Consider the following 22,189-nt stretch of genomic DNA (forward strand, 5'->3'; position numbering starts at 1 on the left):
TCTCCGATGTCGGTCCCGGAATCAACGCTCCGACGGATCGTCGTTCGCTTCGGTCGTTTCGGCGTTGGCCCGGTCTGGCCTGGTATCTGCGTCGTTTCCGTCCGAATCGGTCTCGTCGTTTCCGTCCCGACCCAGTTCGTCGCATCCTCTGGCGGTCGTCCCCTCGTCCTCACGCTCGGAGGCCGCCCGTTCGCGCTCGGTGTCGCTGAGGGAGATGTCGATTCGACCGTCCGACCACACAGTCACGTCGCGTCCGTTGAAGACGAACGAGAGGCGGCCGTTTCGTTCGGCGGTCGTCTCGGAGTCCTGCTGGAAGATCGCATCGAGCGCGTCGGGATCTATCGCCTCGTACAGCGGTTCGATGTCGTCGGTGTCTCTGCCTTCGATCTCAGCTATCGCGACGATGAGTTCGATGCTCGGAGCGTCTCTCGTCCGGCTGAACTTGACGCTGTACTGCTCTCTCTCGGGGTCGTAGCTGATGTCTCTCGGTTCGTCTCTGTCGAACTGGCCGGGCATGTTTATTTCTAATCCCTACCCAAGACTAGAAAGCCCTCCAGACATATAATCGACGGGCCTAATTACGTAAGCAGTATCCGAACGCCGGCTCGACGACTCGTTTCGAAGTGAGGGCTACGCGTCTTCCTACAGTACGAGAGAACCTCCGAGAACGAACGGCTACGGGGAATCTCTGAGAACGAACGACTACGAGAAAACTCCCGTGAATGAACGACTACGAGAGAACTGCTTCGAGCGCGTCCATCGCGCGGTCGACTTTCTCGACGTCGGCACCGTATCCCATGTGGCCGACGCGGAGCACGTCGTCGGCGAGGTCGGCCAACCCGGTCGAGAGAATCACGTCGTGGTCGTCGGCCAGCCGTCGCTGTAACTCGGTCGCCTGGCCGGGGACGTAAAACGCCGTCACGGTCGGTGACGGCCGTGCAGTGTCGGCGAACAGCTCCAGTCCGAGATCGGCACCGCGTTCTCGACACACCTCCGCGGCGGCGACGTGGCGACCGTACACCGCGTCTAACCCCTCCTCTAAGAGCAGGTCGACGGCGGCGTCGAGCGCCGCGACGTTCGCCGCCAGGTGGGTGTACGGGAACTCGTCGCTCACGTCGCGCCACGGCAAGAAGTTCGTGTACAGCGACGGCGGGTCGCGCGCCCCCATCGCCGCCCACGCCTCGTCGCTGATGGCCGCTGTCGTCAGTCCCGGTGGCGCGCTGAAACACTTCTGGGAGCCGCCCAGACAGACGTCGATTCGCTCCGTCGGAACGGGGGTCCCGCCGAGCGACGAGACGGCGTCGACGACCGAGAGCACGCCGTAGTCGTCCAATGTGTCGAGCACCGGGTCGAGGTTCGCGAGCGTCCCCGTCGGGGTCTCGCAGTGAACCATCGTCGCCAGTTTGAACGGTTCGTCCATCTCCTCGCTCTTCTCGAGAACCGCCTCCACGGCGTCGACGTCGAGCGCTTCCGTGTGCTCGACCCCGACGAGGACAGGTTCGCCGCCGTACGACTCCACGAAGTCGGCGAAGCCGTCGCCGTAGAGACCGTTCGAGACGCACAGCACTCGGTCGCCGGGTTCGACCAGCGAGGCGATGGCCGCCTCCAGTCCCAGAATCCCCTCGCCGCCGGGAACGACGACGTCGTGGTCGGCGTCGTAAATCTCGGCGAGCTTCTCCGTGAGGTCTTCGTAGCGGAGGCGGAAACGCTCCTCCACGTCGGGATTCGGTTGCTCGCGGGCCATCGCGCGTCGAACGGGTTCGGGAACCGCAGTCGGACCGGGTGTGAGTAGCATACTCGTCTCTCCGCGCTGCGGAACTTTAGCCCGTCGGTGGCCGACGCGCCCCTCACCCGTTCGCTCCTCACAGTCCGATCCGTTCTGCGCCGTCGGCGACGGGAAGAAACATCACCCGTCCGTTCGGAGTGGTGGTCATGACTGGGAAGTTCACGCCCGACGATCTCGCAGCCTACGTCTTCTCTCGGGCGGGCGCGCCCAACGACGACCTGCTCGTCGGCCCGGCGTTCGGCGAGGACGCCGCCGCCGTGCGAGTCGGCGGCGAGACGCTCGTCGTCAGCACCGACCCCATCTCGCTGGCCGCCGAGCGGATCGGAACGCTCGGCGTCGCCATTGTTTCGAACGACGTGGCCGCCTGCGGCGGCGTCCCGGAGTGGCTCACCTGCACGATTCTGCTGCCGGACGACGACGCGGCGCTTCTCGACACTATCACCGCGCAACTCGACGCCGAAGCGGACCGCCTCGGCATCACCATCGTCGGCGGGCACACCGAGTCCGTCTCGGCGCTCTCGCGCCCGCTCCTGTCGCTCACCTGCGCGGGCACCGCCGACCGGTACGTCTCGACGAGCGGCGCGCGACCCGGCGACCGAATTCTGCTCACGAAAGCCGCCGGCGTCGAGGGAACGGCCGTCCTCGCGAGCGACTTTGCCGAGGAGTTCGGCGCACCCGCGGACCTCGTCGCCGACGCGACTGCGTTCTTCGACGACTTGAGCGTCATCCCCGACGCGGCGGCACTCACGCCGTTCGCGACGGCGATGCACGACCCGACCGAGGGCGGTGTCGTCGCCGGACTCACGGAGATGGCCGTCGCCGGCGACGCCGTGCTCTCGGTCGACCCGGACGACGTTCCGGTTCGCGCCGAGACGCGGCGACTCTGCGACGCCGCGGGAGTCGACCCGCTTCGAATTCTCGGATCGGGGGCGCTCGCGGCGACGGTCCCCGAGGACTGCGTTGACGAGGCGCTCGCTGCGCTCGACGATGCCGGCGTCGATGCGGCCGAAATCGGCATCGTCGAGCGCAGCGAGCGCCTCGCAGAGACGGACGCGGAGGCGGCCGGTCTCCGTCTCGGCGACGAGTTCTTCGCGTCGCCACCGGAGGACGAGATGTACGCGCTCTGGGAGTAGCAACCGTCGACCCCGGAGCCGGTCGACGCCGAGGCGAGTCAGAACTCCTCGGGTTCGTCCCACCGCTCGTCGGGATCGACCGGTTCGACGGCGCGGCGGATCTGTTCTTCCGTGTAGTCGATGTCGTCTAACACCATCGCGAGTCGCTGCCAGCGGGCGCTCAACTCGCTTTCGCCTTCGGGACCGACGCGCGCACCGCGCGTCTTGAAGAACTCCGTGCCGCGGCCGCGTTTCGAGCCTTCGCCGGTGTGCCCGTCGAAGACCGCGTCGAACTTTCCCCCGACGTCGAGATTGCCGACCACGAAGTCATGCGCCGGTTCTTCGCCGCGTTCTCGCGCTGCCGCGCGTTCCTCGGCGACTTTCCGGAAATACTCGTCGGCGTTCGACGCCTCCCGCGTCGACGGGGCGCGCGCGGCCGCCAGCGCGGCGTGAATCGCGCAGAGGCGACCCTTCCACGAGTCCATCGACCACCGGTCAGTCGCCAGTTCCTCGTAGCGCTGAATCGTCAGCGCCACCTCGTCGCCCGCGCGGAGGTCCTCGACGACGTAGAGGTTGAGTCGGTCCCAGAGGTTCCATCCGAACCCCGAGCGGGCGAGTTCCCACGCCGCCCACGCGGCAACCTCCTCGTCGGAGCGTCGGACGGCCTTCTGGAGCAGGCTCGACACGACGTACCGACTGTAGCCGCCGTCGGTCTCGTTTTCGGCCTTCTCCTCGCCGAAGTCGTTCTCGCCCGTCGCCTCCGGCGGCGTGTCAGCCCGCAGAGTCCCGTCGGACCCGAACGTCGCCTGTCTCTCGTCGGTCATGTTGAACCGACGGTACGGCGACGTAATCAACGCTCTGCACTCGGACTGCGGGCGTCGCGTCTCCGCCGTTCCTGTTCAGTAGCCCCCACCTGTAACCGCCGCCCGACCGCTACGCGCGTGACTATCGTTAAGTCGCTCCCGGCAGACTGTTCACGAGAACTGTGACCTCCGCCTCGTTTGTCGTCCCCGCGTCGCTGACCGACTCATCTGCGCTGGCCACCGACTCACTCGCGTCGGCGTTGCGTCGGCGATGACCGAGTCGAGTCCGAAACCGACGCTCCTGGCGTCCACCGAGACGCTCTGCGACGCCTACCGAGACGCCGCGGCGACGAGGCTCGGTGCTGGCGACCCCTCCATCGTCGACGCAGCGAAGACGTGGGTGGCGTTCGTCCGACACCACCACGGAAACGTCTTCGAGAGCGACGCCGCTCGCGTTGAGACCGCTGCCGCCGACGCCACTTATCTTGAACCCGCCGACACCGACGCATCTCACGCCGACGACTCTCTCGCTCCGACGGAGCGGGCCGTCTTTCTCGACGTCCTCGCCGCGGATTTCGCGGTCTCGCGCCTGAGACGGGCAGTCGAATCGGCGTTCGACGTCGATTGCTCGTCGCCCGATGCGCCGGACTGCGTCGACGTGGACGCCGACTTCGACCGGACGTTCGACGCGGTCCACCGGCGGATTCGCGGCGATTTCGGCGACGAGAACGCGGTACGACTCGCCCGGTTGGAATCGACGGACGCCGACGCGCTCATCTCGCTGGACGCCGCCGTCGTCGGCGAGCTGTACGAGCGGGTCGTCCCCCGCCGCGCTCGCCTCTCCCTCGGCGAGTATTACACGCCGCGCGGTCTCGCCGAACTCGCGCTTCCGGCCGACTGCGCCGACGAGACAGTGTTGGACCCGGCGTGCGGCGCCGGTATCTTCCTCGTCGCGGCCACCGACCGAAAGCGCGCGGCGCTCTCGGGTCTCGCGCCGCAGCGGGCGCTCGACCGAATCACCTCGACCGTCGTCGGCGTCGATCTCAACCCCGTCGCCGTCCGTTGCGCCCGACTCGCGTACCTCCTCGCGTTGGCGCCGCTACTGGCCGCCGCCGACTCGCCGACGGTCGAACTCCCCGTCCATCTGGGCGACTCGCTCGGCCTCCAGGAGGAGTCGACGGCGACGCCCGATTCCGTCACGACACGACCACCGACGACCGACCTCCGCGCCGACGTGCTCGTCGGTAACCCTCCGTGGCTGACGTGGGAACGCCTCGGCGAGCGCGCGCGTTCGCGGTGGTGCTCGCGCCACATCGACCGGCTGAACCTCCTCCCGCGACGGGGGGCCGAGCGGTTACTCGGCCACGCTAACGACGACCTGTCGGTCCCGTTCGTCTGGGTCTGTGTCGAGCGCTACCTCCGGCAGGGCGGCCGGGCGGCGTTCGTCCTCAAGCGCGACCTGCGAAGCGGTCCGGCGGGGCGGCTGCTCCGCGAACTCCGGGTCGGCGACCGACCGCTCTCGCTCCGCGGCGTCGAGGATTTCGGCGACCTCGCGCCGTTCGGCGACCAGGTCCGCGCGGCCGCGGCGCTGTACGAGTTCGTCGCCGACGCCGACACCGAGTTTCCGGTGGGTCTGCGGACGTGGCGCGCGCGCGTTGGCGCGCAATCTCCGGAGTTCGACAGCGGCGACGCGATGCGCCGAACGCTCGACGCCGAGACGACGGGACTCGTCCCCGTCGACCCTGACGACACCGCGGGGCCGTGGGTCCGCGTCGACGCCGAACGCACGGCGCTCGGTCCGTGCGCACACGACATCCGACACGGTCTCAAAGACGACGCGAAGGACGTGTTCACCGTCGACGATGAGACGCTCTCGGCGCTGGAACCCGACCACGTCTACCCGTATCTCCGGTCGAAACACGTCGTGAAGTTCGGGCTGTTCGGCTACGACCGCCACCTCGTCCCGCAGCGGCGCACGAACGAGGAAAACGAGCCCGAACTCGCCCGAAACGCGCCGCGGACGTACGAGTATCTCGACGCCCACCGCGAGGCGCTCGACGCGCGGGCGTCGACGTGGTTCGACGGCGGGCCGTTCTACAACCTGTTCGGTCTCGGGACGTACACGTGGGCCGACTACAAGGTAGTCTGGTGTCGCCTCGGCTTCAAACCCCACTTCGTGGTCGTCTCGACCGTCGACGACCCCGAACTGGGCGAGAAAACGGTCGTCCCCGGCGACCACTGTATGTTCGTCGCCATCGACGACCGACGGGAGGCGCACCTGCTCTGCGGGTTGCTCAACTCCGCGCCGTATCAGCGCTGTTTGCGCGAACTCGGCGGCGAGGGGAAGTCGAGCCTCTCGAAGAGCACCGTCTCGAAGCTCTACCTCCCCGAATGGCGAGACGACCCCCTGTTTCGGCGCATCGCCGACTGTTCCGAGCGCGCGCACGGCATCGTCCCCGACCACGTCGACGTGAGTAAACGCGCGTACAACCGGACGACGATACCCGAACTGGAGACCGTAACTGGCGAACTCGACCGCACCGTCGAGCGGTTGCTCGCCGAGCGCGATGAGTAATTCTTAAGTTCGACAGTCGACCTACCTTCAGATACCGCTCTTAGCTCAGCCTGGCAGAGCAGCCGACTGTAGATCGGCTTGTCCCCCGTTCAAATCGGGGAGAGCGGACTTTTTCTGCGAACAACGTGAGAGTGAAAAGTCTACTTCGACACGATTTGAGCAGGGAGTGGGAGGTGAGCGAGCCGAGCAAGCGAACGGGAACGACCGCGTTCAAATCGGGGAGAGCGGACTTCGGATTTCTCGTGTCGCTACCCCGCGAGCGGAGCGAACCGACTACTACGACTTCTCCTCTATAAACTGAACGTACAAAATCTATCTACAATGTTCAGAACTGGAAAATTGCCAAGAAAATGTTAATACACTTCCATATGATATTCTTCTCATTCTGGCTCTCCTTACAATTATATTGACTATCTGAGAATCGACACGTTGCAACGATATGAAATTCGATTCCTCCCGCCGAAAGGTCCTCGCACTCGGCGCTGGCGCGGCGCTCGCAACTACGGGACTCGGTTCGGCCGCGGATCTCGAAGGCGAACAGAGCATCGAACACCACCCAACAGTGGACGCTGAAGTCGTCGACTTCTTCACCGACGGGTTGGAACTCAACGTCACGATCAGCGTCACTGACCCGGACAACGCCGTCGACAGAATCGGGTTCATCGTCGAAGACTACAACGACGAAACGGTCGACATCGCCGCGTACTGGTTCAACGACGCGTCCGGCGAGGCGACGGTTTCGAAGGTAGTTCCGCTGAACCGAGCGCCGTACTCCTGCTACGCGTTCGTGAAAGCCGGTTCGGAGTACTACACCATCGACTCAGTAGGCCTCTCACCGGAGACGGAAGCGCCGGCACCACAACTGCTCGACGTTTCGGTTTCGGGAACGACGGCGACTATCGAGTACGAGGTGGACCCGCAAGAACCGCTGATTTTCGGCGCGCGAGCGTCGGTCGACGGTCCCACTTCGGGGACGCCTCGGTACGTCACCGAACGGGACGACCCGTATCAGGAGCCGTCGTTCTTCCGAACCGTCGTCACGGGACTCGACCCGAACACCGAGTACACTGCCACCGCCACGACGATGCTCGACTTCTGGGGCGACCAGGAGGACGCCGACACCGCCGAGAGCGAGTCGACGACGTTCAGAACCGGCGACGTGATCGAACCCGAACCGGCGACGGAACGCCGCCTCGTCGTCGGCGGTGGCGACGAAGTCGCCTACTACCGCGTCACCGTCACCGGATCGCTCGAACGGACGACCGAGACCGGCGACGCGCCGTTCGACAGCGCCACCGTCGACGACGAGGACTTCGTTTCCGGTCACTCCGCCTGCGGCGGCGTCGCCGGCGGTGCGGACGCGTACGTTTTCACCGGCGAGTTGACGAACGTCGGCGTCGACGGCGGCGCGACGGTGTACCTCGACGGCGAGGAGATACATCCCGGCGACTACACCGACGAACTGCCCCACCATCTCGCTATCACCGGCGGGTCTGAGCGCACCGATTACGCGTTCAGAACCGCCGGCGACGTCATCAAGACGACCGAAGTCGACGGAACCGGGTTGGACCTCAACCCGACGTACGACGACGAGGACACCGTCTCCGACGGCGAGGCCTCAGGTGCAACCGCCGGCGGAACCGACGCCTACCGACTGGACGGCGGCGGTTCCAGCGGGGACCCTGTCACGTTCACGAAGTTCGACGGCGACGCGACGGTCTATCTCGACGGCGAGGAGATAGACCCCGACGACTACTCCGACTAACTCGGCTTCTCCGGGTCGTGGTCGTTCAACACTCGCTACGAACCGAACGCCGGTATCGATCCGGTCGCCGACGAACCGCCGTCGTTTACTCAGTGGGCCGACGACTACTGTCGATGCCAGAGTTCGCCTACGAAATCGACATCGAAGTGCGCTTTCGGGACCTCGACCCTCTCGGCCACGTCAACCACGCCGTCTACGCCAGTTACTGCGAACAGGCGCGCATCCGGTACCTTCGCGAGGTACTCGGTCTTACCGTCGACGACCTCCCGATGGTCGTCGCCAACCTCGAACTCGATTACCGAAAACCGATCATGTTCGACGACGACGACCTCACCGTCGCCGTCTCCGTGACGAATCTGGGCGAGTCGAGTTTCAAGATGTCGTACGAACTCCGAACCGACGAGGTGGCCGCCACCGCCGAGACGACGCAAGTCGTCATCGACTCGGAAAGCAAGCGCCCGACCGCGGTTCCGACGGCGTGGCGGGAGCAACTCCTTGACCACGAACCCGCGCTCGACTGAGCGTTTCGCCCGGGCCCTCCGAGATTCGCGGCCGAGCTGACGCCACGCATTTATACAGGAAGCGATATTCTCTGGATATGACTCGGAGCGTACTCGAAGACGACTCGGAGACCCTCACCTCGTGGGCGGGCGAGCGAGTCCTCCACGTCGGCCGCGACCGACCCATCCGTATCAGCGCGGGTCACCGCCTGCTGCACCACGATGGGAAATGTAGCCGCCCGCACGGCCACAACTACGAGATTTCGGTCCGCCTCGTCGGCGAACTCACCGAGGAGGGGTGGGTCGTCGACAAGGGCGAGGTGACCGGAGTCATCGACGAGTGGGACCACATGTTCCTGCTCGAAGACGGCGACCCGCTAGTCGAGGCGTTCGCCGCCGCCGGAGACGCTGATGCGACGGTCGTTCTCGACGCGCCGCCGACCGCCGAGGTGATGAGCGTCCTCTTGGAGGAGAAACTGCGCGAGGCGCTCTCCGACACCGTGCGCGACATCGCCGTCGAGGTGAGCGAGACGAGCGAACTTTGCGGCGGCCGATTGTAACCATGCCCGTCACCTCGCGCGTCGACGACCGCGAACACGCCGGCGATGCGGCGGACGCCGACCTCCCTGACGGCGACGCGCTCCCTATCAACGAGTTGTTTCTCTCGCTGCAGGGCGAGGGGAAACTCGCGGGCGTGCCGAGCGTCTTCGTCCGGACCAGCGGCTGTAACCTCCGCTGCTGGTTCTGCGACTCCTATCACACCTCGTGGGAGCCGACCCACGCGTGGATGTCGCTGGACGAAATTCTGGCCAAGATCGAGTCGTTCGACGCTGACCACGTCGTTTTGACCGGCGGCGAACCCTTGATTCACGACGCGTCGGCGACGCTCCTGCACGAACTCGCCGACCGGGGGTATCACACCACCGTCGAGACCAACGGAACGATAGTCCCGGACGCGCCGGCCGATCTGGCGAGCATCAGCCCGAAACTGGAGAGCAGCACGCCGACGCCCGAGGGAGACCCGATGGCCGAGGGCGAGTGGGCCGACCGTCACGAGGAGCGCCGCATCGACCTCGACGCGCTCGCGACGCTCGTCGACCGCTTCGACTTCCAGTTGAAGTTCGTCGTCACCGGTCGCGACGACATGACCGAAATCGAGGCGCTCGTCGCCGATCTACGCGAGGCGACGAACGTGCCCGTCTCCGACGACGACGTGCTGCTGATGCCCGAAGGACAGACCCGCGATCAACTCGACGGCACGCGCGCCCTGGTCGCCGACCTCGCCGTCGAGTACGGCTACCGCTACACCCCGCGCATCCACGTCGACCTGTGGAACGACGCACCCGAGAAATAACCGACACTACCGATGAAACGCGACAACGACAAAGACGACGAGTGGACCGCAGACGCAGAACGAGCGCAACCCCAGAACGACAGGAACGACAAGCGCGCCGTCGTGCTCGTCTCCGGCGGGATGGACAGCGCGACGACCGCCTACGAGGCAAAAGCGCGCGGCTACGAACTCTACTTCCTGCACACCTCCTACGGGCAGAAGACCGAGAGCAAAGAGTACGACTGCGCCACGAAACTCGCCGAAGAGATGGACGCGCGCGACTTCCTGCACATCGAGACCGACCACCTCAAGCGCATCGGCGTGTCGAGCCTCACAGACGACGCGATGGCCGTCGAAGACGTCGACATGGACAGCGAGGAGATACCCGACACCTACGTCCCGTTCCGCAACGCGAACCTCCTCTCGATGGCCGTCTCGTACGCCGAAGCGAACGACTGCGAGGCCGTCTTCGTCGGCGCGCACTCGGAAGACTACGCGGGCTACCCCGACTGCCGTCCCGAGTTCTTCGAGGCGTTCGAGGCGATGGTCGACACAGGGACGAAACCCGAAACCGAGATCGCGGTCGAAGTGCCGTTCGTGAACGACTCGAAGACGGACATAGCCGAGCGCGGCGTCGAACTCGGTGTCCCGTTCGAGCACACGTGGAGCTGCTACCGCACCGAGGAACCCGCGTGCGGCACCTGCGACTCCTGTGCGTACCGACTGCAGTCGTTCCAGAACGTCGGCGTCCGCGACCCGATCGAGTACGCCGAGCGGCCGCAGTACGCCGACTGACCGGCGCCCCTCTCGGCTTCTACCTCTCCGACGGAAGCTACCGTTTTGACCCCTCCGAGTGACCGACGACCATGGCCGAGAACGGGGGCCGAAAGAGGGAGACGGACCGCAAGAGCGAAGTGGGCCACAAGAGCCAGGCGGATCGAAAGCGGGAGAACGCGCGGTCGTTCGATCGGGCGGCGTCGTCGTACTTCGACAGCGCCGTCCACCGCGACGGCGACGGCGACGACCTGCAGACGCTCGCCGATTGGTGCGCCGACGCCGACCGCGCGCTCGACGTGGCGACGGGTGCGGGTCACACCGCCGGCGCGGTCGCCGACGCGGGCGTCTCAGACGTCGTTGCCGCCGACATCGCTCCGGAGATGGTCACCATCGCGACCCGCGAGTACGACCTCGCCGGCGTCGTCGCCGACGCCGAACGCCTCCCGTTCGCCGACGACGCGTTCGACGCCGTCACGTGTCGCATCGCCGCGCACCACTTCCCCGATCCCGAGGCGTTCGTCTCGGAGGTCGCTCGCGTGCTCGACCCCGGCGGCGTCTTCGCCTTCGAGGACAACGTCGCGCCTGAGGACGTCGACCTCGCGGCGTTTCTCGACGAGATTGAGCGTATCCGCGACCCGGCGCACGTCTCGCTGTATCCTGAGTCGCGGTGGCATGAGTGGTTCGAAGACGCCGGGCTCTCGGTCGAGGAGTCCGCAGCGACGAAGATGCGCCTCGAATACGACCCATGGGTCGACCGCACCGACGTGCCGGCCGACGAGCGCGTGGAACTCGTACGCCGATTCCGGAACGCGTCCGCCGAGGCGCGCGACCTGTACGAAATCGAACTCGACGACGACGGGGTTCGAGCGTTCTCGAACCTGAAAGTGCTGATTCGGGCCGGCGCGTGAAACGAGACGAAGGGCGTTCGACCGCCGAGCGTCTCCGAAGGTGCCGCATCCGCAACCGGTAAACGTCCGGTGTTCGTCGGGCGTCACGTGCGATTCGCCGCCGAAGAGGTCCGCATCTCGCCGCTGGCAGGACTCGCCGTCGCTATTCTGGCAATTAGCACCAGCGCCATCCTCGTGACGTGGAGCGACGCGCCGAGCCTCGTCAAAGCCTTCTACCGCGTGCTGTTCACGTTCGCGCTCGTCGCCCCCGTCGCCGTCGCGCGAAACGGCGGCGACTTCGCCCGAATCGGTCGCCGCGACCTGTTCTTCGCCGGCGTGTCAGGCGCGGCGCTGGCGCTGCACTTCGCCTCGTGGTTCGAGAGCCTCAACTGGACCTCCGTCGCCGCGAGCGTCACGCTCGTACAGGCGCAACCGCTGTTCGTTGCCGTCGGCGCGTGGGCGCTGTTGGACGAACGCGTCACCGGGCGAACGCTCGTCGGTATCGGCATCGCGCTCGTCGGTATGGTCGTGATGTCGCTCGGCGATTTTCTCACCGGCGCGGCCGTCGTCGGCACGGATCCGCTCTACGGAAACGCGCTCGCCGTCGTCGGCGCAGTGACCGCCGCGGGCTACGTGCTCGCCGGACGCTCGCTCCGCCAGCGCGTCGCGCTCTTCCCATACGTGACCGTCGTCTACGGCGTCTGCGCTGTCGTCCTCCTCGTACTGACCGTCGCCCGCGGCCTCCCGCTGTTCGACTACCCCGCCCGCGAGTGGCTGCTGTTCGCGGCGATGGCGCTCGGTCCTGGTCTGTTCGGACACACCGTCATCAACTGGGCGCTTGCGCACCTCGAATCGAGCGTCGTCAGCGTCTCGCTGCTCGGCGAACCCGTCGGCAGCACGCTGCTGGCGCTCGTGTTGCTCTCGCAGGTGCCGACGCCCGCGACGCTCGCCGGCGGGGCGGTCGTCCTCGGCGGCATCTACGTCACCGCGTCGGCGCGACGTGGCGACCCAGCCGCCGACGAAGCGGCCGTCGTCGACGCCTGAGTGTGAGAGATCGGCCCGAGTCGGTCAGTGCAGTTTCAACTCGACTCGCCGACCGTCCGGGTCGCGGACGTACGCCGCCCAGTCGCGGCCGTAGGCTCCGTAGCGTTTGTATGGTTCGTCCTCCTCGACTTTGATTCCTTCCTCTCGGAGTTCCGAGAGCAGCGACTCCAGTTCCTCCTCGGTCTCCATCTCGTTCGAGCGGAGCAACAGGCAGATGTGCTCGCCGTCCACGTCGATACGCTCGTCCTCGTCGGTCGGAACGAGGTGGATGTGTCGCCCCCCGGCGACGACGGCGACGTACGGTACTTCGCCCGCGTCGAACCGATCTCGGTCGCGGACTTCCATCCCCAGCAGGTCGCGGTAAAACGAGAGCGCGCGGTCAATATCCGAAACGCGGATGGCGACGTGGTCGATGTCGACGACGGAAACATCCATAGCCGAGTTTCGATGCGACGCGACAAAATCGTACGGGCGGCGGCGCTCGTCGGCCGACGGCAGGCTACTCTAACAACTCCTTCGTCTTCCGGTGCCGATACCGGAACATCGGCTCGAAGCCGATTCGCCCGAGGGGGCTCGCCGTTCGTCCGAGTTCCCCGCCCGGCAGTTCGTACTCGACGGTGTCGGCGACGACGGTCTCGTCGCCATCACCGTAGAACTCGTGGGTGTGAATCCACTTCTGGAACGGGCCGCCGAGCATCTCGTCGCGGAACCACGGCGACCCGCCGCCTTCCTCGCGATCGACGACGACGGAGGTCCACCGTTGCATCGGGACGACGCCGAGCGGTCGCATCGTCATTCGAATCTCCGACCCGACGTCGAGAGTCTCGGGGTTCTCCTCGCCGTCGGCACCGCGGACGCGCTCGACGGTCAGCCCCATCCACTCGGGCGTCAGCGCTTCCAGCCCGTCGATTCGAGAGTGAAACTCCCATACCTCGTGGAGCGGCGCGGCGACGCGAACTCGTCGCTTGTAGACGGCCATCGGTGTTGATGCTACGGGCGACAGCGGCAAAAGGCCGTCCGTCGGAAAGCGGACTATCTATGTCGACGAACGGCCCGTCCGTTCCCGGATTCGTTCACGCGCGGGTCGCGCGTTCGAACGCCGACTTCCAGCGACGGGCCGTCGCTTCCGAGAGACGCCGCTGGACGGCGATGACCGCCAGCGTTGCGAGGACGCCGACGGCGAAAACGGCGGTGAACGCCGCGTACGAGAGTGCGACGAATATCGCCAGGGGGGCGACGGCGAGCGCGACTGTGACGCCGAACGTGGGATCGGCCGTGGGTGTCGTCTGGGCGGTACTTCTGTGCTGTGACGTAGTGTACATCGTTCTCTGGTGTAGTCGGTGATCGGAAACTGGACGGGCGCGCCGACCGGGGGCGGGACCGAAGCGGTGCGGGGACCGACTCGGCGAACCGGTCTCGCGGACCGGTCGCTGGTCGCTCTCGAACGGGTAGCGCGTCGACGGATTCGGGCGGGTTCAGATTCCGCGCAACTCCGTCGGCAGGAGTGAGACGCGGAGGACCCCGGCCCATTCGCCGAACGCGCGGCGGAGCGCGCGATTTCGGGCGGCGTCGGTCGGATCGATGTGAAGTGGCATGGGTCGTGTCCTCCGTGCGTGGACGTCAACGGGGGCGTCGCAGTCGTCTCTACATTCGGTTGTCACTTAACCGTACTCGGAGTGTGTGACGCATGCCCGCGGTACTGTTAAGTATCCGAACAGAACCCAGAGTATTTTAGCAGATAACGTGAACAAACTGCCGATGGCCCCTCCAACACCACTCTTCGGCGCATTGCCCGGCGGTCCGGAACTCCTCATCATCTTCCTCATCTTCTTGCTCATCCCAGTCGGCGTCGGCGGATTCGTCTATAGCGACGCGAAACGCCACGGGTTCGACTACGCTCCCGCGTGGGCGCTCGGAGTTGTCGCGCTGTTCTTCGCCGGATTCTTCCCGGGGCTGCTCGCGCTGGCGGCGTACTTCTATGTCCGAGAGAAGCGGGCGCGCGACGCGCCGCCGCGCCCCGACGTCGGGAGCGGGTGAACGTATACCTGAGCGGCCCTGATCCGCTTGGTTACTGGCTGTTTTTCTTCGCTTTAACGCTCGTCTTCTACTCATTCGGGAAAAACCCGTCCTGCGCCGTCTACACGTCTACCGCCGCTAAAAACTGAATTTTCTCTGTCCGCTAGAGCGTAAATCGTTTCACCGTCGTCCCCGCCGCTTCGAGGTCTGTGTCGGTCGCCGCGGCGACAATTATCTGGTTCTCCCCGTGGGAGATACCGACCGTCGCTTCGTAGGTACCATCTTCGGGTTCGACGATCACCGTCTCCTCACGGGTCCTGACCGCGACCACTGCCGCGTCGGTTTTGCCGGTGACGTGGAGATTGTCACCGCGGAAGTCGGTGTCGACGCGAATCGACGGTCCGTCGGGGCGCTCGGTTTCGAGGTAGCGCTCGGCGACCGCCGCGGGCATCTCGACGGGTTTCCCGGCGTCGATGCCGTGGGCGAGGCGGACGTACTGCGCCATGCTCCACGCCAGCGGCGTCGCCGACCCGGTGCCTTCGCCGAACTCCCAGTTGTACTCGGTCTCCTGGTCGCGGTCCCATACCTGCTCGGCGAGCATCCGCCCGCTGTTGGCGAATGCCGCCATCGTCTTCAGCAGGTTCTCGGGGGCCAGCAGACCGTCTTCGGTCCCGGCGAGCAGTTCGTACTCGCCGCGCTCACCCGTGAAGATGGGCCAGAGTCGGCCCTGTCCTTTCGTCTCGATGGACCACGGCGCACCCTCCTCGTCGCCGCCCTGCTCGCCGTAACCGTCGCCGTTGTAGCGGTAGAACGCCGGGCCGTACGGCGTGTCGACGCGGATGGTCTCGTCGACCTCCGTCAGCGAGTTCCGAATCACCTCGTCGTCCCACGGCTTGATGCCGAGTCGGGTGAGTTCGAGGAAACCGCCGTCGATTATCTCGCGCTCGTCGAGCGTCGGACCGTTGTTCGCCAGCGTCCGCAGGTGGCCCGCCTCCGGATCGCCGTCGCGGGTCACGCGGACGTAGTACGGCGTGTGGGTGTGCAGATCCGTCCCCGTCTCGGTGGCGGTCCACTTCTCGACGTTCTCGGTCCAGTCGTCGGCCAGCGCCAACCAGACGAGGGCGTCCTCGGTTCTCCCCTCGTTGAGCGCGATTGCCGCCGCGCAGGTCAGCCCCGCGATCTCGGCGGCGATGGACGACGGCGAGTAGCCTGCCTCCTCCTCCCAGCGCTCCTGGGCCGTCGCGGGACCGTTCCGGGCGACGTAGTCCGCCGAGCGCTTGACGTTGACGTAGTCGTAGTTGGTGTCGTCGAAACCGAGACCGTCCTCCCAGAGCTGGTACGCCATCACCTGCGGGAAGGAGATGTTGTCTATCTGCTCGCCGCCCCACCGGGTGCGACCGTCGAGATAGGAATTCTGCGGGATGAATCCGTGATCGTCCTGCTGGTAGTTGTAGATGTACGACAGCGCATCCTCCGCCGTTTTGAGGTCGCCCACTGCCTCGAAGACGGTGAACACTTGGTAGAGGTCGCGCGCCCAGACGAAGTTGTAGCCGTACCCCTTCGCCTCCTCGGCGCTGACCGCCTCCCCCCACGGAACGGAGGGCGAAGCGATGCCCGCTCCGAGGAACGTCTTGTCCTCGACGGCACGAAGCCCCATCAGACAGCTCTTGTACTGCGCTCTGAGTTCGTCGTCGTCGGCGACGCACGTCGGCAGTTCCTTCGGTTCGAGAAACCGCTCCCACGAGTCGATGTACGCCGACCGGACCGTTTCGTAGCCGCGGGTCAACGCCCCCGCGGCCTCGCCGAGCGCCGCCGCCGTATCGGCGTTCTCGCCGAAGCCGAGCGCGAGCGTCTCGCCGAGTTCGCTGCCGCTGCCGACCCGCCCCACGAGGACGATGTTCTCGTCGTCGACGCGCGAGTGCGATTCGGGCTGTTCGCCGCCCGAGAACAGCCCGTGGAGGTACTCCGATCCGGCGACGCCGACGGTGGCCCACTCGAAGCGGTTCGCCGCCGCCAGTGCGAGAGCGACGCTGTACGGTTCGCCCTCCTCGTCGGTCAGAAGCGGGTCGCCCACGTCGTACGCGCCGGCGTCACGGGCGACGAGGTGGTAGCTGCCGGGTTTGCCGAGTCGGAGGCCGCGGTCCTTCGCGCCGGTATTCGTCAGCGAGGTGTCCGCGACGGCGAACAACTGGTACTCCTTGTCGTCGCGCGCCTCGAAGTCGACGTTGACGAGGAGCGCGTCGTGTTCGGGGTCGGCGACGTACTCGAGCGTGAGGTTCCACTCGTGTCCGCGGCCGTCACCCCGTTCGACGACAGTGTGGCGGAAGACGAGCGCGTCTTCTTCGACGATTTCGGCCCGCCGTTCTATCGTCTCGGCGGCGTCGTCGCGGCGGGTCTCGTTGTACGTTCTGGCCGTATAGCTCGACCCCTCGTCGGCCTCGACGACGAGGAAATCGAGCGTCCGCAGGTTCATCAGGTCGACGCGCGGGAATCGGACCTCTGTCAGCGCGCCCTCGGTGAGCGTGAACCAGACTCGCGAGGGGTCCTCGTCGTCGTGGTCGGCGACGGTGCCGACGCCGTACTTCTCGCCGGTGGTCCACCGCGGCCACTCCTCGGGACCCGACGGCGCGGGCGTGCTCATCGGGAGCGCGTCGGTCTCGCGCAGCAGCGCTGTCGTCGCGAGCCGAAGCGAGTGCGACCAGCCCAACGGTGTGGCGCTGTCGTACGTTCCGTCGTCGAACACCTGCTCGGCGAGATAGCCTGCCTCGGTGGCGAACGGCCCGTCCGGCAGCAGGAGTTCGTACAACGTCTCCGCGCGGGCGAGGAACGGCTCGCCGTCGTAGCCGGAGCGAGCGAGCAGCGACGCGAGCGTGGCCGCGGCGTTGGCCCCCCACGCCGTCGACACCGACCACACTTTGGGCTGCTCCTGTCCGCTGCGCCGCCACGTGTCGTCTTCGAAACGGACGAGACCGGCGACCGGCGTTCCCTCGGGGTCGCGGTAGAGACCGTCGAGCGTCTCGCCGACGTGGTCGCGGAGACGGTCGAGCACCTCCTCGGTCAGCTCTTCGAGGTGGCCGTACTCGTCGAAGGCGTCGACGAGCGCCAGCGTGCTGGAGTCGAGGCGGACGTCGCGGTGGTCGCCGTCGAGACGGAGCGCGTAGTGGTCGTCGTCTTCGAGCCACAGTTCGTCGAGTCCCTCTACGACGGTGGTTGCCTGCGCCGCCGCGTGGTCGCTCAGGTCGTCGTCGACGGGCGCGCGAGCGACGGCGGCGTACGCTTCGAGGAACGTCGCCGCCGTGTGGGTGAACCGCCCGCTCATGTTCTCCCACGCGTTCTGACAGCGAATCGGGAGACCGTTGGCGCCGAGTGTCTCGTCCATCGCGGTGACCGCGCGGTCGATACTTTCGCGGACCTCCCGGCGCTCGGCCGAACTCAGTCGCGTGCCGCGCTCGCGGAGGTAGGTGGCGAGGTATGTCGCGACGCTGGCCGTCTGGTCGGCCTGGTACTCGTCGCTGTCGCCGCCCTCGACGCGGCCGTGCGCCCACCCCGGCGCGAGCGACCCGTCGACGGCCCAGACGCGGTGCGGCCACGACCCGTCGTCCTCCTGGGTCTCGCAGAGGAACCGGACGCTCCGCTGGAGTTGGTCGTCCACGTCGAGACCGAGCAGTTCGTCGCTCTCCAACAGGTTGGCCGCCACCTCGGCGTCGTCGCGGAACCACGTGTAGCCGTAGCCGCCCGAGTGCGCGTAGAAGGGGTCGAACTCGGGTCCGGCGATGTGTGCGCCCGTCGGCGCGGTGAGAAGCGACAGCGCTCGGAGGTCGGAGCGGACGACGCGGGCGTTCGGTGCCCCGTCCGGGACGTACACTTCTGCGCGCATCCGGCCCGCCTCCCGGAGGTCGTCGGCTGTCGCGTGCGAGAGTGCGCAGTCGCGGAGGTCAGCCAGCGCCTCCTCGCGGGTCAACTCGTTGTGGTCCGACAGTTGCGTGACGAACGTCGTTCGGGCGGCGCGACCCTCGCGCTCGAACGGCGCGGAGACTACGATGTCGCCGCTGAGGTGGGTGTCCTCGTACCGGTTTAACACCGCCTCGCGGGGGAACTCGAACGAGCTCTCGGAGAGCATCTCGTCGAACCGCTCCGGAATCTGCCCCCGCACGTCGGTGAGTCCCGTCGACGCGGTTACGTAGTCGTGTTCGGTCCGGTGGAAAACCTCGACCGCTTTCGTGCCGTTCGGTCCCGCCGACTCGTGGATGAGGCGGCCGACGCGCGTCTCTCTGCCCTCGGGTGCGAAGGTGAGAAACGCCGTCAGGTGGGCGTCCGTCGGTATCGCGCCGCGGAGTTCGACGTGCGTGACGTGTGCCCGGCCCAGCGTGAGGTCGTACTGGTGGACGGTGTACGCTCCGGCGTCGTACTCGGTCTCGACGACGTTCGTCTCGCGGTAGTAGTGCTGTCTGACGGCGTCGAGTTCGTCGAACCAGCGGGTGCCGTCGTCGGTTTCGATGCCGAAACGCGACCGGTCGATGCCGTAAAGCCCGGAGAGCGAAGATGAATAGTCCCGGAGGCGTCCGCGGGGGTCGACGTAGACGAGACGGTCGCCGTGCGCCGAAAAGGCCCCGTTTGCGGTCGGACACTCCTCCGGAAAACGCGCGCCACGATTTCTCTTGTAATCGTTCAACGCGGTTCGGAGTCTCATGCAGGAGAAGCGAGACGAAATAGCATAAGCGTTGGTGGCACTCGCCGTCGACGCAGCCGAAACCTGTCGGCTCGCGCGGCAACTGTTCGAATGGGCGTAAAGTCAATGGTGTAGGGTGCGATAGCACGCCCATGCACCACCCAGGTCCGCCGCGGTTCACCGCGACCGGACGAACGCTCGAACTCGCACCGACCGATCCGGACCCCGACGCGACCTATCGCTGGCGCGTCGAGACTGCGCCGCTCACTAGCCGGGTGTCGCTCGGCGACGACGCTGTCGAGTTTATCACCCCGGACGTGCCCGGCACGTACGTCGTCGAACTCGACGCGCCCGACGGGACGCACAGACAGACGATTCGGGCGTTCCCCGGCGAACTCGCCCCCGCGAACACAGCAGGCGGTGCCAGCGGGATGAGCGGCTTCGCCAGCGGGTCGGCTCGGACGACCGGTCGGAGCGGCGGCGTCAGCGGCTCCGGGTCGGGCGCCGGCTCGGGCGGCGGCGACGGCGGTGGACGTCCACGAATCCAACTCTATGGCTCCGTCGAGGGCGACGACGTCGTCGTCAGCGCCAACCCGCAGCCTAACCCGAACAGCGATCGGCCGTGCGACTCGCTCGACGTGGAGTTCCTCGTCGACGACCGCGACACGCTCGAAACGCGCGACGTGACGGTCGACGGGTGGGAACTCCGCGTCCCCGTCGAGAAACTCCCCCAACTCGCCCGCGTCCACGCCGTTGCCGTCGGCGAGTCGTACAGCGTTCCCGACTCCGTCGCCATCGAGCGTGGCCGCGTCACGTCGGCGGGGCGCGTCGACGCCGAAGGTCACTCGACCGCCGACGTCGACGCGGACGTCTCTGTCGTCCGCCTAAACGAACCGCCGGAGTGGTCGACGGAGGTGACGCTGTACGAGATCTACGTCCGCGGTTTCGCGTCGGACGACGAGGAGAGCGGCAACACGTTCGAGGCGCTGACGAAGCGGCTCGACTATCTCGAAGAACTGGGCGTCGACTGCCTCTGGCTCACGCCCGTCCTGCAGAACGACGACGCGCCGCACGGCTACAACATCACGGATTTCTTCTCCATCGCCGAGGACCTCGGCACCCGCGAGGAGTACGAGGCGTTCGTCGACGCCGCCCACGACCACGGGATGAAGGTGCTGTTCGACCTCGTGCTCAACCACTCCGCGCGCCAGCACCCGTTCTTCGAGGACGCGTACAGAAACCCTCAGTCGGAGTACTACGACTGGTACGAGTGGCAGGAGAACGGCGAACCCGGCACCTACTTCGACTGGGAGAAGATCGCGAACTTCGACTTCACGAACCTGGAAGTACGACGGCACATGCTCGACGCGGCCGACACGTGGGCCGAAATCGCTGACGGGTTCCGCTGCGATATGGCGTGGGCCGTCTCGCGTCCGTTCTGGACTGAACTCCACGAACGGCTCAAGACGCGCGACCCCGAGTTTCTGCTCCTCGACGAGACGATTCCGTACATCGCCGACTTCCACGACCTGGCGTTCGACATGCACTTCGACACGACGCTGTACTTCACGCTCCGGCAGGTCGGCCGCGGCGTCGAACCCGCCGAGGCGATCCTCGACGCCGTCGAACAGCGTCAGGAGGTCGGCTTCCCTGACCACGCGTCGTTCATGCTCTACCTCGAAAACCACGACGAAACCAGATACATCGTCGAGTGTGGCGACTCCGAGGCGTACGCCGCGGGCGGGGCGCTGTTCACGCTCCCCGGTGTGCCGATGCTCTACGGCGGCCAGGAACTCGGCCAGATGGGTCGGCGCGACGCGCTGGCGTGGGACCACGCGAACGAAGCGCTCAGAGCGCACTACGAGTCGCTCATCGACGCGCGAAACGAGACCGGCGCGCTCCGCTACGACGGCGCGTTCAGCCGCGTCGACTACGAGTGCGATTCCGACCGCGTCGTCGCGTTTGCTCGCGAGGACGGGCAGAAGTACGTCGTTGCGCTGAACTTCGCCGAGGAGCCGAAATCCGTCTCGTTCGGCCCGTCGGTCGAGAACCGCGACGTCGTCTCCGGCGAGACGCTCGACGCGGACGAACGCGGCCTGTACGTCGACCACGTCGCGGTGCTCCCGGTCGACGAGTGAGGAGACACTCGGCGGGTTCCGCCTCTCAAACACCTGAAAGTATATCACTCGTTCGTCCGCTTTTCTCGGCATGCCCGGCATCGCGATGGTCGTCTTCTCGCTTCCGACGGCCGACGATGAAGTTCGCCTGCTCCGCGAGTACGTCTTCCCCGCAATGGACTGCCTCGACGACCTCGACGCAGACCACCGAATCCGCGCGTTTCGCTACGGCGCGGACCCCGAGTTACCCGGCGGTGAGGTGCGCATGGCCGTCGAAGGCGAGTACGAGGCTGTTGTCGCCCGCGAACGCGACAGGTGGGACGACCTCCGCGACTCGCCGCTAGTCGACTCGTGGTGCGTCGAAGCCCAGCAGAGCGACGCCGAGAGCATCGCCAGCGAACGGTTCGCGGGCGATAGAACGGATGTCGCGGCGCACGCGCCGTTTCTTGCTACCAGCGCCGCCAAAGAGTGGTACGAGACGTTCGACGGGCCGGTCCCCGCCGTCGTCGACGACGAGGCCGCCGTCTCCGCCGGGTGGTGGATGTTCGTCCACCTGTTCGCGAACCTCCAGGGCGCAGACTGGGACGACGAGATAGACACGTTGCTCGTCGGCATCGAGAACCGCCTCCGGTCGCTCGAACTATATCATGGCTCCGATACAGCGCGCGAGCGACTCCGTGAGATACAGACTCGCATCGACGAGTTCGAGACTGTGTTGAACGACAGTGACTCGGCAGTCTGAGATGTATAACTACACTGCCCATCCCACTTTTGCGGTGCAAAACCCGTTCGTCGGCACGAACCT

Annotated in this window: 19 protein-coding genes and 1 tRNA gene; 13 read left to right on the plus strand and 7 right to left on the minus strand. The window is 66.4% G+C overall.

What is annotated here, in order from left to right; translation table 11 throughout:
* Positions 1-21 precede the first annotated feature (21 nt).
* Complete coding sequence (locus tag LAQ58_RS05540) at positions 22-516, minus strand: HalOD1 output domain-containing protein (protein WP_224449609.1); 495 nt, start codon at positions 514-516, stop codon at positions 22-24.
* A gap of 214 nt (positions 517-730) precedes the next feature.
* Complete coding sequence (locus tag LAQ58_RS05545) at positions 731-1,795, minus strand: pyridoxal-phosphate-dependent aminotransferase family protein (RefSeq protein WP_224449610.1); 1,065 nt, start codon at positions 1,793-1,795, stop codon at positions 731-733.
* Positions 1,796-1,932: 137 nt separating this feature from the next.
* On the opposite strand from LAQ58_RS05545, the gene LAQ58_RS05550 reads away from it, so the two are divergent.
* Entirely contained in the window at positions 1,933-2,919 is a 987-nt protein-coding gene (locus tag LAQ58_RS05550; protein ID WP_224449611.1) for an AIR synthase family protein, read from the plus strand.
* A gap of 38 nt (positions 2,920-2,957) precedes the next feature.
* On the opposite strand, the gene LAQ58_RS05555 is transcribed toward LAQ58_RS05550, so the two are convergent.
* Positions 2,958-3,722 (minus strand): hypothetical protein, encoded by a 765-nt coding sequence (locus LAQ58_RS05555; protein ID WP_224449612.1) that lies wholly within the window; start codon positions 3,720-3,722, stop codon positions 2,958-2,960.
* A gap of 250 nt (positions 3,723-3,972) precedes the next feature.
* On the opposite strand from LAQ58_RS05555, the gene LAQ58_RS05560 reads away from it, so the two are divergent.
* The 9 genes from LAQ58_RS05560 to LAQ58_RS05600 all read left to right on the plus strand — a co-directional run bounded on the left by LAQ58_RS05560 (position 3,973) and on the right by LAQ58_RS05600 (position 12,582).
* Positions 3,973-6,276, plus strand: a complete 2,304-nt coding sequence (locus LAQ58_RS05560; protein ID WP_224449613.1) for an N-6 DNA methylase — start codon at positions 3,973-3,975, stop codon at positions 6,274-6,276.
* A gap of 34 nt (positions 6,277-6,310) precedes the next feature.
* Positions 6,311-6,384: transfer RNA gene (locus tag LAQ58_RS05565), tRNA-Tyr, on the plus strand.
* Between the two features lie 331 nt (positions 6,385-6,715).
* Positions 6,716-8,041, plus strand: a complete 1,326-nt coding sequence (locus LAQ58_RS05570) for a hypothetical protein (protein WP_224449614.1) — start codon at positions 6,716-6,718, stop codon at positions 8,039-8,041.
* Between the two features lie 113 nt (positions 8,042-8,154).
* Complete coding sequence (locus LAQ58_RS05575) at positions 8,155-8,562, plus strand: acyl-CoA thioesterase (RefSeq protein WP_224449615.1); 408 nt, start codon at positions 8,155-8,157, stop codon at positions 8,560-8,562.
* A gap of 77 nt (positions 8,563-8,639) precedes the next feature.
* Positions 8,640-9,101 carry a 6-pyruvoyl trahydropterin synthase family protein gene (locus LAQ58_RS05580; protein WP_224449616.1) on the plus strand — a complete coding sequence of 154 codons (462 nt, stop codon included), beginning with the start codon at positions 8,640-8,642 and terminating at the stop codon, positions 9,099-9,101.
* Between the two features lie 2 nt (positions 9,102-9,103).
* Positions 9,104-9,895, plus strand: a complete 792-nt coding sequence (locus LAQ58_RS05585; RefSeq protein ID WP_224449617.1) for a 7-carboxy-7-deazaguanine synthase QueE — start codon at positions 9,104-9,106, stop codon at positions 9,893-9,895.
* A gap of 12 nt (positions 9,896-9,907) precedes the next feature.
* Positions 9,908-10,669 (plus strand): 7-cyano-7-deazaguanine synthase QueC, encoded by a 762-nt coding sequence (gene queC / locus LAQ58_RS05590; protein ID WP_224449618.1) that lies wholly within the window; start codon positions 9,908-9,910, stop codon positions 10,667-10,669.
* A gap of 71 nt (positions 10,670-10,740) precedes the next feature.
* The gene (locus tag LAQ58_RS05595; RefSeq protein WP_224449619.1) at positions 10,741-11,559 is read left to right on the plus strand and encodes a class I SAM-dependent methyltransferase; all 819 of its coding nucleotides are present in this window, start codon (positions 10,741-10,743) and stop codon (positions 11,557-11,559) included.
* Positions 11,560-11,646: 87 nt separating this feature from the next.
* Positions 11,647-12,582, plus strand: a complete 936-nt coding sequence (locus tag LAQ58_RS05600) for a DMT family transporter (RefSeq protein WP_224449620.1) — start codon at positions 11,647-11,649, stop codon at positions 12,580-12,582.
* Positions 12,583-12,606: 24 nt separating this feature from the next.
* Here LAQ58_RS05600 and LAQ58_RS05605 read toward each other — a convergent pair whose 3' ends face one another.
* The 3 genes from LAQ58_RS05605 to LAQ58_RS05615 all read right to left on the minus strand — a co-directional run bounded on the left by LAQ58_RS05605 (position 12,607) and on the right by LAQ58_RS05615 (position 13,904).
* Positions 12,607-13,017: a VOC family protein gene (locus tag LAQ58_RS05605; protein WP_224449621.1), complete on the minus strand. Its 411-nt coding sequence runs from the start codon at positions 13,015-13,017 to the stop codon at positions 12,607-12,609.
* Positions 13,018-13,081: 64 nt separating this feature from the next.
* A complete protein-coding gene (locus LAQ58_RS05610) occupies positions 13,082-13,561 on the minus strand; it encodes an SRPBCC family protein (protein WP_224449622.1) in 480 nt (159 codons plus the stop codon).
* A gap of 94 nt (positions 13,562-13,655) precedes the next feature.
* Positions 13,656-13,904 carry a hypothetical protein gene (locus LAQ58_RS05615; RefSeq protein WP_224449623.1) on the minus strand — a complete coding sequence of 83 codons (249 nt, stop codon included), beginning with the start codon at positions 13,902-13,904 and terminating at the stop codon, positions 13,656-13,658.
* Between the two features lie 436 nt (positions 13,905-14,340).
* Here LAQ58_RS05615 and LAQ58_RS05620 point away from each other — a divergent pair, with 436 nt between their 5' ends.
* Complete coding sequence (locus LAQ58_RS05620; protein WP_224449624.1) at positions 14,341-14,619, plus strand: hypothetical protein; 279 nt, start codon at positions 14,341-14,343, stop codon at positions 14,617-14,619.
* A gap of 142 nt (positions 14,620-14,761) precedes the next feature.
* On the opposite strand, the gene LAQ58_RS05625 is transcribed toward LAQ58_RS05620, so the two are convergent.
* Positions 14,762-19,288 (minus strand): DUF7997 domain-containing protein, encoded by a 4,527-nt coding sequence (locus LAQ58_RS05625; RefSeq protein WP_224449625.1) that lies wholly within the window; start codon positions 19,286-19,288, stop codon positions 14,762-14,764.
* Between the two features lie 131 nt (positions 19,289-19,419).
* Between LAQ58_RS05625 and malA the strand changes: the two genes are divergently transcribed.
* Together malA and LAQ58_RS05635 are read left to right on the plus strand one after the other, a co-directional pair.
* Positions 19,420-21,405 carry an alpha-amylase MalA gene (gene malA / locus LAQ58_RS05630; protein ID WP_224449626.1) on the plus strand — a complete coding sequence of 662 codons (1,986 nt, stop codon included), beginning with the start codon at positions 19,420-19,422 and terminating at the stop codon, positions 21,403-21,405.
* A 70-nt stretch (positions 21,406-21,475) separates the two neighbouring features.
* The gene (locus LAQ58_RS05635) at positions 21,476-22,126 is read left to right on the plus strand and encodes a hypothetical protein (RefSeq protein WP_224449627.1); all 651 of its coding nucleotides are present in this window, start codon (positions 21,476-21,478) and stop codon (positions 22,124-22,126) included.
* Positions 22,127-22,189 lie beyond the last annotated feature (63 nt).

The sequence above is a fragment of the Haloprofundus salilacus genome (assembly GCF_020150815.1).
GTDB classification, from domain to species: Archaea; Halobacteriota; Halobacteria; order Halobacteriales; family Haloferacaceae; genus Haloprofundus; species Haloprofundus salilacus.